This window comes from Enterobacter sp. BWH52 (genome assembly GCF_001037565.1).
GTDB classification, from domain to species: domain Bacteria; phylum Pseudomonadota; class Gammaproteobacteria; order Enterobacterales; family Enterobacteriaceae; genus Enterobacter; species Enterobacter hormaechei_C.
The window spans coordinates 3,469,243-3,484,649 of record NZ_KQ089854.1 but is presented as its reverse complement, the minus strand read 5'-3'; the positions used below and the strand labels follow the sequence as shown (position 1 = coordinate 3,484,649).

General features: G+C 53.1%; 14 protein-coding genes. 6 read left to right on the top strand and 8 right to left on the bottom strand.

Annotated features, from left to right (window positions below; all coding sequences use genetic code 11):
* Positions 1 to 140 precede the first annotated feature (140 nt).
* Entirely contained in the window at positions 141 to 1,229 is a 1,089-nt protein-coding gene (locus tag SK47_RS16430) for a hypothetical protein (RefSeq protein ID WP_048244761.1), read from the bottom strand.
* Positions 1,230 to 2,099: 870 nt separating this feature from the next.
* Between SK47_RS16430 and SK47_RS16425 the strand changes: the two genes are divergently transcribed.
* The gene (locus tag SK47_RS16425) at positions 2,100 to 2,657 is read left to right on the top strand and encodes an NAD(P)H-dependent oxidoreductase (protein WP_048244759.1); all 558 of its coding nucleotides are present in this window, start codon (positions 2,100 to 2,102) and stop codon (positions 2,655 to 2,657) included.
* Positions 2,658 to 2,799: 142 nt separating this feature from the next.
* Here the strand turns inward: SK47_RS16425 and SK47_RS16420 are convergent, their stop codons facing one another.
* Both SK47_RS16420 and SK47_RS16415 read right to left on the bottom strand, forming a co-directional pair.
* Entirely contained in the window at positions 2,800 to 3,717 is a 918-nt protein-coding gene (locus tag SK47_RS16420) for a LysR family transcriptional regulator (RefSeq protein ID WP_048244757.1), read from the bottom strand.
* Between the two features lie 27 nt (positions 3,718 to 3,744).
* Positions 3,745 to 4,101 carry a winged helix-turn-helix transcriptional regulator gene (locus SK47_RS16415; RefSeq protein WP_048244755.1) on the bottom strand — a complete coding sequence of 119 codons (357 nt, stop codon included), beginning with the start codon at positions 4,099 to 4,101 and terminating at the stop codon, positions 3,745 to 3,747.
* Between the two features lie 111 nt (positions 4,102 to 4,212).
* Here SK47_RS16415 and SK47_RS16410 point away from each other — a divergent pair, with 111 nt between their 5' ends.
* Positions 4,213 to 5,238, top strand: a complete 1,026-nt coding sequence (locus SK47_RS16410; protein ID WP_255354010.1) for an NADPH:quinone reductase — start codon at positions 4,213 to 4,215, stop codon at positions 5,236 to 5,238.
* Between the two features lie 388 nt (positions 5,239 to 5,626).
* Here the strand turns inward: SK47_RS16410 and SK47_RS16405 are convergent, their stop codons facing one another.
* Positions 5,627 to 6,382 carry an SDR family NAD(P)-dependent oxidoreductase gene (locus SK47_RS16405; protein WP_048244750.1) on the bottom strand — a complete coding sequence of 252 codons (756 nt, stop codon included), beginning with the start codon at positions 6,380 to 6,382 and terminating at the stop codon, positions 5,627 to 5,629.
* A 254-nt stretch (positions 6,383 to 6,636) separates the two neighbouring features.
* Here SK47_RS16405 and SK47_RS16400 point away from each other — a divergent pair, with 254 nt between their 5' ends.
* Positions 6,637 to 7,497 (top strand): AraC family transcriptional regulator, encoded by an 861-nt coding sequence (locus SK47_RS16400; protein ID WP_048245094.1) that lies wholly within the window; start codon positions 6,637 to 6,639, stop codon positions 7,495 to 7,497.
* Positions 7,498 to 7,616: 119 nt separating this feature from the next.
* Here the strand turns inward: SK47_RS16400 and SK47_RS16395 are convergent, their stop codons facing one another.
* Genes SK47_RS16395 through SK47_RS16385 form a run of 3 tightly spaced genes read right to left on the bottom strand, consistent with a single transcriptional unit; the run spans position 7,617 to position 11,745 of the window.
* A complete protein-coding gene (locus tag SK47_RS16395; RefSeq protein ID WP_048244748.1) occupies positions 7,617 to 9,152 on the bottom strand; it encodes an MFS transporter in 1,536 nt (511 codons plus the stop codon).
* A gap of 2 nt (positions 9,153 to 9,154) precedes the next feature.
* Positions 9,155 to 10,297: an HlyD family secretion protein gene (locus tag SK47_RS16390; RefSeq protein WP_053071091.1), complete on the bottom strand. Its 1,143-nt coding sequence runs from the start codon at positions 10,295 to 10,297 to the stop codon at positions 9,155 to 9,157.
* A gap of 2 nt (positions 10,298 to 10,299) precedes the next feature.
* Entirely contained in the window at positions 10,300 to 11,745 is a 1,446-nt protein-coding gene (locus tag SK47_RS16385) for an efflux transporter outer membrane subunit (protein ID WP_048245090.1), read from the bottom strand.
* A gap of 79 nt (positions 11,746 to 11,824) precedes the next feature.
* On the opposite strand from SK47_RS16385, the gene SK47_RS16380 reads away from it, so the two are divergent.
* Entirely contained in the window at positions 11,825 to 12,478 is a 654-nt protein-coding gene (locus SK47_RS16380) for a TetR/AcrR family transcriptional regulator C-terminal domain-containing protein (RefSeq protein ID WP_048244746.1), read from the top strand.
* A gap of 19 nt (positions 12,479 to 12,497) precedes the next feature.
* The gene (locus SK47_RS16375) at positions 12,498 to 12,863 is read left to right on the top strand and encodes a hypothetical protein (protein WP_048244743.1); all 366 of its coding nucleotides are present in this window, start codon (positions 12,498 to 12,500) and stop codon (positions 12,861 to 12,863) included.
* A 752-nt stretch (positions 12,864 to 13,615) separates the two neighbouring features.
* Here SK47_RS16375 and SK47_RS16370 read toward each other — a convergent pair.
* Positions 13,616 to 14,383, bottom strand: a complete 768-nt coding sequence (locus SK47_RS16370; protein ID WP_048244741.1) for an AraC family transcriptional regulator — start codon at positions 14,381 to 14,383, stop codon at positions 13,616 to 13,618.
* 108 nt (positions 14,384 to 14,491) lie between these two features.
* Here SK47_RS16370 and SK47_RS16365 point away from each other — a divergent pair, with 108 nt between their 5' ends.
* Positions 14,492 to 15,280 (top strand): sulfite exporter TauE/SafE family protein, encoded by a 789-nt coding sequence (locus SK47_RS16365; protein ID WP_048244739.1) that lies wholly within the window; start codon positions 14,492 to 14,494, stop codon positions 15,278 to 15,280.
* Positions 15,281 to 15,407 lie beyond the last annotated feature (127 nt).

Here is a 15,407-nt window from a genome sequence, read left to right as displayed (position 1 = left end):
TGGCGAGAGCCTGAAGGTAGCGCCTGAGCGCATCCCCGAGGGCCTTAGCATCCAGCTCTGAATAGTTTTTTGCCAAAAGGCGGTTATCCCTCAGAATACTGTCGCTGAGGGCGGGCAGGTTAATTTACATATGGTTCTCCTTACATGTCTCCGTATAGACAGCGCAGCCCGATTAGGGCCTCTGACAACGTGCCTGTTTCTGCTGCAGAAGTCAGCTGGCTGACCAGAGTTTCAAACCCATCCGCTGGCATAAAAATCCGCAGCCCGTCGATCCCGAAAAATCCCTCTTTTGATACGTGTCCGGGCGGGGAGAACATGACGCGCTCCCCCTGGTGGCCGTGCGCCAGGGCTTCAGGATGACGGGCATAGAGCGTGAACAGGCCCAGCAGTTCGGAGAACGCTTCCCAGCCGTACGGCACCACAAAGTCCTGGCCGGTGATGATCAGGTGCAGACGGGGCGTGGTGTACCAGGCCCCCGGGCGCTCGCCGGGCTGCTGGCCGTCGGTGCGGATCTGGAGGCGCAGCGTGCCGGCTTCGATGGTTTCCGTCACGGCCGGGATTGCCGGGCGCAGATCCTGTGCTAGGGCGGTGGCCTTCCCTTCTGTCCAGTCCAGCCCGCGCAGAAGCAGGGGAAAAATGGCCTTCAGTCGCGGCAGGGTGAAGATTTCCGCCAGGACCGCGTCAGGCACGTCCGCCAGGCCAAAACAGTCGCTCTCCAGCGGGCGCAGCAGGTGCTCGGCATACATCTGATCCACAACAGGACGCAGATTTGCCAGGAAGGCGTCAAACTCTTCCGTCCAGTTTTCCCCGGCCAGGCGGAATATCCCCGTCAGGTAATGGTCGTCCAGAGGACGGTCGGAAGCCACATGCCAGGCCAGCAGATCCCGGGTGATGTCCATGAGGGTACGCAGGGCCGGGAGAGTGGCCAGTCTGCCCTGCCCACGCAGGAAGGCCTCCCTGGCATGAACTAGGATGAAGCGCAGCTCATCCCGGGAGACGGTTGCGGTACCGAAGGTCTGGCCGAGGATAATATGCCGGTACAGCTGCCGGACCGTGGCCTCCGGATCGGCGATCAGCTGAAAGTACCCGTCGCCGGGCGCGACCGTTTTCAGGCCGTCATCAAGGAAGCGTTCGGCCAGGGCATTGACCGAGGTATTTTCGCGACCGGCACGCACTTTCAGCGCCTCGATCAGCTTTTTGTGAAAACGCAGGTTAAGCTGGCTAAGCATCATCGTTCCTTTCATCTTTGTTTTGCTTATTATGCTAACCTAGCATTCATAATGTGCGTTATTAAATTCTGTCCTTCAAAGCTGTAATTTGTGATGGGTCAGTCATTGCTGAAAGTGATGCTGAGCTTAGTATGCTGGTTCCTTTCTCTTCTCATTTCAGTAGAGATCCGAAAACCCTGAAAGCCGGATCTGGACTGATTAATCGTATGGAAGGGCAAACGAGATACGGCAGAAAGGAGTTCAAGGCAAAAGGCAGGTGGGAACGGAAGGTCCGCTTTGAGCGAAAAGCGGACATTATGGTTAAACGGTAATATCGTTCTGATGTTATTAATTATGAGCTGTTATCAGAAAACATATTTTCAGCCATAGCCACCAGGAAAGCGTTAGCAGAGTTAGCGTAAGTAATGTGACTATTGACTATTGACTATTGATTGAGAAAAGAGACTGCTTTTATTTTTTTTAGCGTCAATACCCTAAAATAGCCTTGACGGTAACGGGATGAAACTTCATCTCCAAAAAAATTGCAGTAAAGTGACCTTCAACGGCAGGTTTTACTATATAGTGACCATAGCATCAAGAAAATACTGCAAAAAAATAATTAATAATCTTAAAGTTACACAACTTCCCGTTCGCTATCGATAAACTCTAAAACACGTATCCTTCACTTCTGTAACAGCTCCTTGAGTTTCGTAGACTGTCGCTTGACGGGGTTGTCTTCGCTCATCATGCGCTTCTGATGGCTGCGTTAAGGCATCAATAATATTCAATGCCATACATTCACACAATCAATAATCTGTCATATCAATAATCCATTAGACAAATAACACGTACAGGATAAAGCTAACAGGATATACCAGCCGGAGTATTCCCATGTCGAAAACGCTTGTGTTACTTTTCCATCCTGATATTACTCGCTCCTGTGCAAACGCTGCTCTTTCCACTGCCGCCTCCCAGCTTGCTGAGGTCGAAATCTTCGATGTACAGCAGGCCTATCCCAATGGCGTGATTGACACCGATGCCGAGGTGCATCGCTTGTTGGGCGTGGAGCGTATCGTCCTGCAGTACCCTATGCAGTGGTACGCTACCCCACCGATATTGAAGGCATGGCTTGATGCCGTGCTAACTCGATTGTTCTACATTAACTACGAGTCGGAGGGGCGCAGGCTACGAGGCATGCCTATAATGGTCTCGGTTACCGCAGGCAATAGTCCTGACGCTTATAGCCAGGGCGGACGTAATATGTTCACCATGTCAGAACTACTTGCTCCTATTCGCGCTACAGCCCACCGTTGTGACCTGACCTGGAATACCCCATTTATCGTGTACCGTGCCAATCAGCTGTCTCGGGACGAACTCAAGGATGAGGGAACCCGCTATGTTGAGGTATTAAAATCCTGGATTTCTTCAACCGGGCTGCAGGAGATCTGATATTGGTCAGTAGTCCAGGATAGCAGACAAACTTGGTCTTTCTTCGTAAACATCAACTTGTCTCAGCTACTAAGCCCTTCAGGGACTGATATAGCTTTCGACATTCGTACTTATGCCAGAAAGATTAAAGTTCGATAAGATACTATCGAACAGAAGTTACGTTACCCTCTTTTTGAAAGAAGGATCGTAGTGTTTCGATTACATGTTTCACGACCAAATCGCTATCTCTTCGCGTGTGCCAGGCTAAATGCAGACTGAAGCCTGGCAACGGGGTAGGTGGCTCGAAAATCGCCAGGGATTGGGTGTCAGAAAGACAATTTATAGGCGTAATAGCAATCATATCCGTTGCTTTAAGCAAAGGTTCGATCATGGTGAAATTCGGTACAACCGCGCCAACATGACGAGCTTTTCCTTGTTGAGCTAATACTTCTTCCAGAGACCCACGTATATTCCCTTCGCCGGAAACAACTATATGGGGCCATGCCAACCACTCATCCACGTTAAATTTTTGAACGGCAGGATGCGAGGCCCGCATGGCCACAACATAGCCTTCATGTCCAATTTCCTGGCGATGAAATTCTGGAGGAAGCGCAGGAAACGTTGAGATCGCAATGTCAGCCTCACCATTCTCCAGACGATGGAGGGCATCCTTACTGCTGCGCCATGGCAATAGCGCTAAATTCACCTTCGGAGCGCTGGTACTTAATTTGGTTAAAAGATGGGTCATGACCGCCAGGCCTGGTTGATCAGCCATTACCAGATGAACAGTTTGACGAATATGCGTCAAGTTAGTTTGTGGTGTCTCTACAACAGCCGATATGGCAAGCAGTGCCTGGGACAACGGCTCTTTTAACGACTGTGCCTTAGCCGTTAATCGCATTTCACCTGCGACACGCTCCAATAATGGATCATCAAAGACATGTCGACACCTGTCCAGAGCGTTACTGGTTGCTGGTTGTGACAGCGCGAGACGTCGTGCAGCTCGTGTTACGTGCCGTTCCTCTAACAAAGCATGCAGGACGACCAGCAGATTAAGATCCAGAGAGCGAAGATTGGCCATGTCAATTACCAGGATTAAAAGAGTCTGTTATTCAGCATGTTTATTGTTCCCATTGATTTCTTGCCAGATGAGATAGCTATCTCCCCACTCTTTCATAGCGTTGAGAACGGGGGTCAGAGTCAGCCCAAACTCTGTTAGCGAATACTCGACGCGTGGTGGAACTTCGGCAAACACCTCCCGAGAAATAATACCGTGCGATTCAAGCTCCCGAAGTTGCAGTGTCAACGAACGCTGAGTGATGCCGCCGATGAGTTTTCGAAGTTCTCCAAATCGTTTGGTTCCGCTAAGCAGGTAGTAAATAATCAGCGGCTTCCATTTTCCTCCAGCAACCACAACGGTCGCTTCAACAGTGCACCGATACTCATGAGTCGCTTGCTTCTTCATCAGTCGAACATCTACCATTAGTATAAAATATATCCCTATGTATCAAAAGACTCCCTACTTTTCAATGTAAACCATAGTATCTAAAATATCTTTCTCGTAGCGGACGGTACCGTGCCGCGTTCTTTTTTCTTGAAGAAATTGAAGGATACAGTGATGAAAGCCGCTTTTTATGAAGTCCAGGGCAGTGCTCGTGATGTTTTGAAAGTCGGCGAAATGCCAATACCGGAACCGGGTCCAGATGAAGTGCGCGTGCGCATTCATGTTTCTGGGTTAAATCCTACCGATGTTAAAGCAAGAACTGGCTTCTCCGCAGATATGCCTTATCCACGCATCATTCCTTATCAGGACGGCGCAGGCGTTATTGATGCGGTTGGCGCGAACGTGTCACCGGAAAGGCTTGGTGAGCGGGTTTGGGTATACGAAGCACAATACGGCCGGGCAACAGGCACGGCAGCAGAGTTCGTTGTGGTTCCGTCTCGTCAGGCGGTTCACTTGCCAGATACGGTCTCATTCGAAGTAGGAGCTTCCCTCGGGATCCCCGCGCTCACCGCTCATCATTGCCTGTGTTCTGATGGCCGTCTCGAAGGCCGGCGAGTGCTGATTCATGGCGGAGCTGGAGTGGTCGGAACAGCGGCAATTCTGTTGGCAAAGTGGGCAGGCGCATGGGTTGCAACTACAGTAATGAACGCAGAACAAGCCGCCGTAGCGAAGGAGAATGGTGCAGATTTAGTGCTTGACCGGACATCGGAAGATATCGCGACTATTATTATGAAAATGACCGAAGGATTCGGCATTGACCGTATTGTTGATGTCGCTTTGAAAGATAACCTTGATATCAATTTAGCTTGCTTGTCCCAGGGTGGGGTTATAAGCGCCTATGCAACTTCCAGCGCATCGGACGAGCTTTCCATTCCCTTGCTGAAGGCAATGAAGCATGGCTGTGTTTTGCGTTTCGTATATATCTACAATGTTCCTGACGAGTTAAAAAAAGCTGCTATAGAAGATATCAACTCGTGCCTTGAATCAGGATGCTATTTGCCAAAAATCGGATTAAACATGCCTCTCCAAAATATAGCCGAAGCTCACGAGGCACTGGAATCATCCAAAATTATAGGCAAGGTTCTTATACACATGTGAGCTGAATTGCGCATGGTAACTGTCACCGGATTAAGTGTCTGACCTGATTTGCAACAGACTGGAGAAAGGTAATTTTGAAAGTGAAGGATCCGACATTATTAACTGAGGGCTGTATCTAATACAGGCGGCAGGTTAGTCGGGGTGTTCAGGCAAAACTGCCATTGATGCCGTCCGCCAGGTGATGTAAACAAATTTTTCGTCTGGCAGTGCTGTCGCTGTTACGGGCTGCACCTGCAGCCCGTCTAGTAACGTTTCCAGTTCATTTGGTTCGCTTACGTTTAACGCTGTACCGGTCTCCGCGTATTATCCCGCACCAGGACCTCTTATGGTTATGGTAGACAGGGGGAAACGATAGATCCCACCAGGAGCGGAATCTATTACGGAGCGGTTAAATCGACTGCCCGCCGGAAACTTCAATGCGTTGACCATTGACCCATCGGTTGTCCTCGCCCAACAGGCTTGCGATCATCGGGCCGATATCATCAGGTAGTCCCACGCGACCAAGCGCCGTCATACCTGCAAAGGCTTTGTTATAATCGGGAATGTCACGTACAGCGCCGCCAAGGAAGTCCGTTTCGATCGCGCCAGGAGCAATGGCATTAACTGTAATGCCGCGGCTGCCTAACTCTTTAGCCATATAAACGGTGAGCACTTCTACCGCACCTTTGGCTGCCGAGTAGGCCGAGAACCCAGGGAATGACACCCGAGTCAGACCCGATGAGAAATTGATAATCCGTCCATAATCGGTCAGGATCGGCAGAAGTGACTGAGTCAGGAAAAATACGCCCTTCACGTGGACATCAAAGAGCGCATCAAACTGCTCTTCTGTGGTATTCATGAAATCGGTCATTTCTCCATGTCCGGCATTATTGATCAGATGGTCGAACGTATCGCGTCCCCAGTTGCTTTTCAATGCCGCGCTTATGGCGGTCACGAAATCGGGAAAGGAGGACATATTGCTCACGTCCAGTTGAAGTGTAATTGCCTTACGGCCAAGGGACTGGATGTCTGCCGCCACTGCGTCTGCAGCTTCTTTACCATTACGATAGGTGATGATCACATCGCCACCATAGCGGGCGATGTTCAGTGCTGTGTTTCGACCAAGGCCGCGACTGGCACCGGTCACAAGAGAAATGGTTGTCATGAAATATCTCCCGATGAATGGAGATAAAATACTACCCATCACGAAGCATTTCAGGTTGCCCGATAATATCGAAAACTTGCCTGATAATTTTGAAATTTCTATTCAACCAGAACCGCACTAAGATTAGCGCACAATCAAATCACATTTCTTAGCCTAAAAATATGATAGCGATGGCCCGATTATCTGAAGGATGTGCCTTAGACACCGATCAGTCTGAAGGTGCAAAGACGACTACGACTGCGGCGCTACTACGGGTGGCGCGGAAATATGCCGACGCGCACCTCAATAAAGAAGGTGTGGCAACAACCCCCATTCCAGGAGTATTCATTTTAAGCGAGACCGCACCTTCAATGTTGCAGTTCGCCATTACTAAACCACTGCTCGCACTTGTGCTGCAAGGCCGAAAGCGCGTGACGATGGGAAGTCATACTTTCGATTTTGGCATGGGGGAGTCTTTGCTGGTCACGATGGATGTGCCGACAGTAAGTCAGGTAATCACGGCCAGCGCCGCCACCCCATATTATTCATTTGTCGTGGAGCTTGACGCCGCTGTGATTACCGAACTGGTTGACGATATGGACAAACTGGAGGCGTCTCCGGATTTGCCCGTGAGGGTTGACCAGATCGAAGAGGATGTTGCAGAAACTGCGTTGCACCTGCTGAAATTGCTCGACAGACCGCACGCGTTGAAGATGCTGGGTCGCCAGTTGGTACGCGAGTTGCACTACTGGCTGCTGTCCGGACGATATGGCAAATCTATGCGCGCCCTGGGAAATACTGATAGCCATGCCCGTCGGATCGCCCGGGCTGTCGAGATTATTCGGGCTAAATATGATCAGCCGTTGCGGATCAAAACACTGGCCGATGCAGCGGGTATGAGTATTTCGGTGTTTCACAAGCATTTTCGCAACGTCACTACGCTTACACCGCTGCAATTTCAAAAACAGTTGCGCCTGGTCGAAGCCCGAAAACTTATGCTTGTGCAAGGTGCTGCAATCAGCACTGCTGCCCACCGCGTAGGCTACGAGAGCGTGACGCAGTTTACACGTGAATATTCGCGTATGTTCGGTCAACCACCGGCTCGCAGTATCCGTGACGCTCGCGAAAGTGGATAGTCGGTGAAGTGCGTTGCGCCGACAGATGGCCTGACTTAACAGGAGGAATCGTTTTCAGCGCATGCCCTATCCCGAAGCTCATCCAGTCATCATCAGGAATAACCAGCGTCGACTGCCGGTTACGTACCACTGGTTACTTTCAACAGCGGAGGTGCAATCTGATTAGGCGGGGATGGACGTATGAAGACGGCCAGGCTAAGTGCCAGCAAACTGCACCAGAAAACAAGGTGATAACCGCTGATATGTGCGGCAACGTGCGCTTCTCGCGCCAGTAATTGAGCGATTCCCGCCACCCCTGTTTCAGCACGTTCCACTACCCAGGGATCGCCAGCCGAAAAATAATTGCTCAGGCTTGCGCGACTGGTGTCACCGGATATTCGCAGCCACGTTGACATGACTGTACCGGCCGCAACCGGCATCAGCACGCGGGCGATGGATACGTATGCCCCCAGTGCCACACCGTGCAGTGGATTGAGATTGGTGACGAAAGCGGCAATAAGGCCGGTAAGCATGATGCTTTCGCCTAACGACTGCATGACAAGGATCGTGACGAATTGATCCACCCTCCAGTCATGGCTGATGTGAGAGCCTTGCCAGGCGGTCAAGGCAATAACGATAAGGCCGCAGATGATAAGGAGCCGGGGTTCCATTCGTCTTGCCAGGTAAATGGCCAATGGTGTCGCAGCAAGGTAGGCACCGAAAGCAATCCACGTCGATGTGCCGGTCTGCATTGGCTTCAGGTTCTCCATTTGCGTCAGAAATGTCGGGATCAGTAGAGACGTGGGGGTCATCAGCACGCCGAACAGGCAGGCGATCACCAGACAGATGCAAATATTGCGGTTGCCGAAGGCAATGAGACTTGAAAAGCTGTTTTTCTTGCTCAGGGCGCGCAAGACGGATGTGCAGAACAAAACGGATCCACCGGCCAGCGTGGACATGGCGAGTCCAGAATCGCTCCAGCCCAGCCGCTCAGCCGAGTCAATGCCAATGAAGGCCAGTACCAGTCCCAGGCAGAACATGGCCATCCCCGCCCAGTCGCCCTGCCGCAATTGGGATTGGTCGAGCGGTGACAACGGCATCGCCTTCCATGCCAGAAAAGCGATGATCGGGCCGACAAAGGCAGTTATCCAGTATACCCAATGCCAGCCAATATCCTCGATCAGAAAAGCGGAGGTGCCATAGCCCGCGTCCATACCCGTGGACACGCGCAGGCTGTATGCCCCCATGATCAATAACCAGAAACGGGGGTGTAAGCTTCGCAGCGCCAGCGAAATGGTTAACGGCAGATAAATTCCCAGGCACAACCCGGCAATGGCGTGCAGCGTGACCAGCACCGGATAGTGGTGGGAAAATGCGGGGATCAGAAAGGTGACGAGCCCCAGCAGGAGGCTGGGCGCGATCAGTACACGGGTTGGACCAATTACCGTGGCAAGCCAGGGAACGATCGGCATTGTGACAAGTTGCGCGCCATTCAATGCCGTACCCAGCCAGGCGGCTTCCAACAAGTCTAGGCCGAACTGTCCGCGCAGGTCAGGCAGGGCCGCCGAGAATAAGCGCCCCTGCAATGTGGTGAGCACCGCGCCAAGAAAAATTGTCGCGACCGTCAATATGGGGCGCGGACGCGTCGTGTTAGCAAAAAAGTTGATCAGCGCCATAGTTAGTCTCCTGCACGGCCAGGGCCGGTGGCAAGTTGCACTGTTTTCTGCATGCCCGCCGCATAGGGCGCAACAATCTCCCCTCTGGTGTCGATGCGTGTTTCTACCGACATGCCGGCCCGCAAGCGGCTCAGATCATTCTGGCCCGGCTCCAGCTCGATACGCACGGGGATCCGCTGTACCACCTTGGTGAAATTGCCCGATGCGTTATCCGCGGGCAGCAGAGCGGACTCTGCACCGCTCATGGGCGCTATTTCAGAAACGCGGCCCCGGAACGCTTTGCCTGGCAAGCCATCCACAGTCAGTGTCACAGATTGTCCCGCTTTAACATGGGCAAGCTGGGTTTCCTTATAGTTGGCAACCACGTAGGACTGAGAGTCCGGCACGATCGACACAATCTGCGCTCCATTGCCGATCAGGTTGCCCACTTGCACATGGCGTTTATTCAACATGCCGTCAAAGGGCGCGACAATACGCGTATAGGTCAGATTTCTGAGTGCGGTTTCCAGCTGAGCGCTGGCGGCATCGATATCAGCCTGTCGCACGGCACGCTGACCCTTCAGGACTTTCATAGAACGGTTTGCCAGTTCCAGCTCTGCAGCAGTCGCGTCACGCTGGCTGACGGCTTGATCGAAGTCTGCCTGAGCCGTTTCGAAACGCTGACGTGACAACGCGCCTTGCCTGACGAGTTCCGCCTGTCGTGCCGGATTATTCTTGTACTGGATAATCCTTACCTCTGCCGTTTTGACGTTGGCTTGCGACGCTTTGATACGCGCATGTTGCTGGGCAATTTCACCGTCCAGGTTATCCAGGTTCGCCTGTGCCTTAGCCAGGGCAGCCTGTGCCGCCGCTACCGCAAATCCATATTCGCTGTCATCTATTTGCGCGATCAGGTCACCTGCGTGTACTTTTTCATAGTCACCCACTGGCAGGCTTTTGATATAACCAGATATTTTGGCACTTAATACAGCGTAATCCGATTTCACATACGCATTCTGGGTCGTCTGGATTCTGTGTCTGCTCGTCCATTCAGACCATTGCGTCGTTGCCAGGAATACGAAGGTGATGACGGCAACGCACCCCAGCCAGGGCACAATACGTAGCGCAAAAGGACGTCGTTCAGTTGCTTTTTCAGGAGTGCTCATGATTATTTCCACAGGATATTGCTTGTTGCATCGGTTGCACTAAAGCCACCGCCCAAAGCGCGATTGAGCTCCGCGTCCAGAACAAGCGCACGTTTTTTTAGGGTTAACTGCTCACGACGCTCATACAGCAGCGCGTTTTGGGCGTTCAGAACTGTCAGGTAGTCGGTCAGTCCAGATTCGTATTGCCTTCGTGCCAGGTTGAAAGCAACTTGTCTGGCCGCCAGTGCCTGTTTTTCCGTGTTGAGTTGCGGTAGCAGAGCATCCAAAGACACCAGCCGATCCGCCACATCGCGCATGGCGTTCAACAATGCTGAATTGTAAGTCTCAATGGCGGCATCCAACTCTGCTGCCCGGCTTTTGTATTGCGCCCGCAATCGGCCGGCATCGAAAATGGGCAAGCTGATGGCAGGAGCCACACCATAGGTGCGACTGCCTGCGGTCAGCCAGTCAGACAAACCGACAGTCAACCCTGTGCGTGCCAATCCCGCGAACGCACGCAAGCTGATATTGGGGTAGAAATCCGCCCTGGCGACTTCGACATGTTGTGTGGCAGCTTCCACTCGCCAACGGGCAGCAACAACATCTGGACGATGCCCAAGCAACTCTGCGGGTATCGAGTCAGGAAGCTCGCCGTCCACCGCCGCCGTCATCAAATCCGGTCGCGCATTCTCCAGCGCATCCAGCGGTAGCCCTGCCAGAGTGGATAAGGCATGCCGTTGCAAGGCGATCTGCTCATTCAGTTGCAGGATGTCGCGCTCGGTCACCGGGAGGTCACCCTGTGCCTGCTGACGCTCCACTTCGGTATCCAGGCCAGCGTGAACTCTTCGTTCGACTAACTGAAAGGTCTGACGCCGCAATTCCAGTGATTGCTGTGCCAAATCCCGCATGGCAAACAAATGGGACAATTCAAACCAGGCGCTGGCGATACGGCTGGTCAACATCAGCCGGGCGGCCTCGACCTCGGCATCTCGCGCCGCCGTCTCTCCCAGTGCTGCCCGCAGCGCAGCACGCTGCCCCCCCCAGAAGTCAAAGGTGTATTGCACGTCCGCGCTCAGCGTAAACGTCGTGCCGAAATTTCCTGCGAGTGGCGGGGCCGCGTCATACGCCTGCGCGTAGCGCTTGCGTACCGCATCAGCATCTGCGCTAATCGTCGGCCATCGCTGCGCACCGGCCTGTTCAGCGATGGCGGCGGCCTGTACCAGACGGGCCCGGGCCAAACGCACATCCGGACTCAACGACAGGGCGCGATCCATGAGGCTGTTCAGTTCCGGGTCACGATAACGCTCCCACCAGTGAGGGGATGGCCATCGCCAGGGCGCATCGCTGACGGTGCCTACTGCCGTCGTTGTGAGCATCTTTGCGCTGGGTGTATTGCGATCCAGCACCCCCATACCGGCACACCCTGTCAGGCTTGCCGTCAGTAAACCGATCAAAAGATGGTGTTTCATTTCAAACCTAACGTTGTTAGTCTTTGGGTTGGATGATACACTAACATTGTTAGGTTGCAACCCCATAAGGGATGAGAGAATGAAAGCCCCACGAATACAACGAGAGCAGATTATCCAAACCGCTCTTGCACTGCTGAATGAGAATGGCCTCGAAGGGTTGACCCTGCGCAAGCTCGCACAGGCATTGCGCATCCAGGCGCCCTCTCTGTACTGGCATTTTGGAAGTAAGCAGGCGCTGATCGACGGCATGGCCGATGCATTGGTGCAGGACGTCGCCCTTCACTTTGCCGACGCGCAAACATGGGCAGACCGCATCCGACAAGTCGCCGGAGAACTGCGTCAGGCGCTACTGCAACATCGTGACGGCGCGCGTGTATTCGCTGGCACATACGTCGTCACAGACAATGTGCTGAGAACCAGCGAAGCGTTGATTTCCGCTATTGTTCAGGCAGGCGCAGACGTTCAACTTGCAGCGACGTGCAGTTTCAGCGTGACCTATTACGTGCTGGGTTTCGTGATGGAAGAACAGGCCCTGGGACCAGGCAGTTCGCTTGATCTTCCTTCGAGAAAGCAGGCATTCATCGAGCTGGCTCAAAAGAAATACCCCCACAACTGGCGTGCGCGTGAAGCGATATTTTCGGAAGAGTTCGAGGGGAGGTTCTCGGTCGGTCTGGATCTGTTAATCGACGGGATACAACTGCGTATTCATGCAGGCACCTGTCCGCCTGGCTGACGTGACAAGGATTTTTCTCATGCACATTTTGCTCGATCAATTCCCGCAAGTATGGGTATCCGCTGCGCCTTCATCCACCTGGGAGGCCGAGCTGGATGCTTTGCTAAGCCGGGGCGAACGTTTTGTCTTATTGACCCGCAACCTGCCTGATAAAGAGCACTCCAGTAGCACAGAGAAAAAAGTGTTCGCTCTGTGGTTTAAACGCAATCGGAAACGGCTTGCCGAAGTTTGCGCGGGCAGTATTGTGATCGTCCCCAACAAAATGGTTGCGACTGGTTTGGCTCCTCTGTTAGTTCCGTTGTGCAGGGTGTTCGGTTATCCGGTTCGGGTCGTGACAGAAGATCGTCTTGATGGCGAAATAGCCAATCTGATTGGCGAATGTTGATGCACGGACATAGCGACCGGATATGGCTGTTATTTACATTCCGCGACAGGGAAGCCGGATTAATGAGGATGCTTTAATGCAAGTCAATTTCCTGTTTTCGCAGCATTCACACAGTTCAAGCTGGCCGGTCCTGTGAAATTGATTTCGTTTCGATATCAATGGAGCCGCTATGTTCCGATAGGGTGTTAACCATGTTTTCTCCGTCACGCTCGACCTTGCGACCAACCGGTTGTGGCTGGCGGACCAGGAACGGATTATGCCTGGGTGGAATTACCACTCGCCAGGCTAAGCAGACCCTATTCATCCCGGGTATTTGTACCTGTTTCATTTTGCCTGGTGCGGCCGGACTGTTGTGTGGAAAGCGCGTGGCCAGCCACAGACAGGCGCGGGAGTTCTTGAGTGCATTTGACGCCATCCCGACGAGTTCTGTATATGTGTGGACGGCAATGTTTTGACTTCAGACGGCGTAATTTCTGGCCTCGATATGCTTTTCAAGACAGTCGCCCTGATACTCGGCGAGGACACTGCACGCCATACTCAATTGTAAATCGATTACGGCCCCGAACCCGAACTGCTTTTCCCCAGCGTAATCCGTGCTAAAGCTGTAGCGCGGACGATGGAATAACGGCTGCGTGTCCGGTGTTTTACTGGTTTAACCGTGAACTGCAGTTGTTATAGTGCCAGTTTACTGGCTATGTTTGCTTCTGATACAAAGCTGCCGTGATGACCGTTACCCTGTGTGACTTTTGAAATCAAGCAGGATGGTAATATGACGGTGGCTGCCCTGTAACGCGGCGGAACATCGTTGCGAAAGAGGAGGCACTCTCATATCCAAGAGACAAAGCCACTTCATTCACGGGTTTGCCTGTTATCAGCAATGCCAGCGCACTAACCACACAGGCTTGCTGGCGCCAGGCGGAAAACGACATGCCAGTTTGCTGTCGAAAATGGCGACGAAAGGTGCTGGCGCTCATAAACAGCGCGCTGGCCCAGCGCTCGACCGGATCGTGGATGGCTGGGGCGAGTAAAAAAGCCTGACACAGCGCCAACAACCCTGGCTGCTGCGGCAAAGGAATATCGAACTCGCGCACCGGCATCGCCGTCAGTTCCAGCAGCATCAAATCCGTCAGCGCCCGATCGCGTACGCTGTCATAGCATGGCGGCAGATCCACCGCCTCCAGCAGTAGCTGCCGCAACAGCGGCGATACGCTGATCACTTCGCACCGGCTGCTGTTACGTAATTTGTCCGCGCAGGCGGGTTCGATATACAGGCTGCGCGTCGTGACGCCCACAAACTTTACGGCATGCAGTGTTTTGGCAGGGATCCATACCGCATGCTGGGGCGGTACCACCCATTCTCCGTCACAGGTTGAAACGTGCATCAGTCCTGTTGCGCCATACAGAAGCTGCGCGCGGCGGTGCTGGTGTGGCGGCAGGAAAAAGCCCTCCGCATAGTCATTTCCTAGCGCTACTACCTCCCGATTCAGCCGATCGAAATCGTCAATTTTTCCGTTTCGCACATCCGCCTCCTTCTGACCGGTTTGAAAGGATAATTGAGCGCTATGCAAATGGGAAGCGGGGCGCTGGCGCGATAAGCTGCTGGCTCATTTTCACAACGGGATACTTCTTTGAACGATCTGATTATTATCGCACTGGCCGGTTTTACTACCGGCATGACAACAGTGCTTTTTGGCTTTGGCGGCGGCTTTGTAGTGGTGCCCTTTGTTTACCAGCTGCTGGTGCGGCAGCCACCGCTGGCAGGTGATGCGATGCATATCGCCGTGGCCACTTCAACGGCGGTGATGATTTTTAACGCGGGCTGGGTCAGCTTTCAAAACTGGCGTGCGGGCAGGCTTTCTTTGCCCATCTTATTCCCGCTGTTGTGGTTTATCGCCGTGGGCGCAGTGGCCGGTTCGTGGTTGGCGGGAATATTAAGCGAGGTGGTGATTCGCGAGCTGTTTATTTTTTATATGCTGATGACGATTGGGGACTGTCTGTTGCGCAAAGGTTTCTTAAGCGGCAATGCGCCGCGTCGTTTGTCGCTTTTGACGGTCACCGGTGGCGGTATGCTAATCGGCACGATTGCCGCATTGCTGGGCGTGGGTGGCAGCGTAATGACGGTGCCGTTGTTGCGGCGACACGGTCATACGATGCGAGAGTGTATTAGCGCGGCCAACCCGCTTTCCCTGCCGGTGGCGTTGTGCGGTGCGGTGACCTATGCGATAAGCGGTTGGCACAAAATTTCGGCAGGCGGTTTTGTAGGTTTTATCAGCCTGAAGATTCTGGGCCTGCTCCTGGTGGCTGGCTGGGTGGGTATAGTATTTAGCCGCCGGGCGATCCCCGCCGTCCCTGATGTCTGGCATGCGCGAATCTACGTGATGCTGTTGTGCATGGTACTGGTGGCTATGTTGCTTTAAGCAAATCCTGCTTTGCAAATTTAGTTGCTTTTACAGCGGCAATATCTGCAAGAACGTCCGTTTCTGGCACAAAGTGGAGGGCCGTAGTCAAGGTCCGCTTAGAGCGATAAACGGAAATTCGAGACGG

Coding starts and splice junctions, on each gene's coding strand:
- SK47_RS16415 (WP_048244755.1), bottom strand. CDS start 4,101: ATGAAGAAGCAAGCGACTCATGAGTATCGGTGCACTGTTGAAGCGACC.
- SK47_RS16385 (WP_048245090.1), bottom strand. CDS start 11,745: ATGAAACACCATCTTTTGATCGGTTTACTGACGGCAAGCCTGACAGGG.
- SK47_RS16390 (WP_053071091.1), bottom strand. CDS start 10,297: ATGAGCACTCCTGAAAAAGCAACTGAACGACGTCCTTTTGCGCTACGT.
- SK47_RS16395 (WP_048244748.1), bottom strand. CDS start 9,152: ATGGCGCTGATCAACTTTTTTGCTAACACGACGCGTCCGCGCCCCATA.
- SK47_RS16405 (WP_048244750.1), bottom strand. CDS start 6,382: ATGACAACCATTTCTCTTGTGACCGGTGCCAGTCGCGGCCTTGGTCGA.
- SK47_RS16420 (WP_048244757.1), bottom strand. CDS start 3,717: ATGGCCAATCTTCGCTCTCTGGATCTTAATCTGCTGGTCGTCCTGCAT.
- SK47_RS16430 (WP_048244761.1), bottom strand. CDS start 1,229: ATGCTTAGCCAGCTTAACCTGCGTTTTCACAAAAAGCTGATCGAGGCG.
- SK47_RS16375 (WP_048244743.1), top strand. CDS start 12,498: ATGCACATTTTGCTCGATCAATTCCCGCAAGTATGGGTATCCGCTGCG.
- SK47_RS16380 (WP_048244746.1), top strand. CDS start 11,825: ATGAAAGCCCCACGAATACAACGAGAGCAGATTATCCAAACCGCTCTT.
- SK47_RS16425 (WP_048244759.1), top strand. CDS start 2,100: ATGTCGAAAACGCTTGTGTTACTTTTCCATCCTGATATTACTCGCTCC.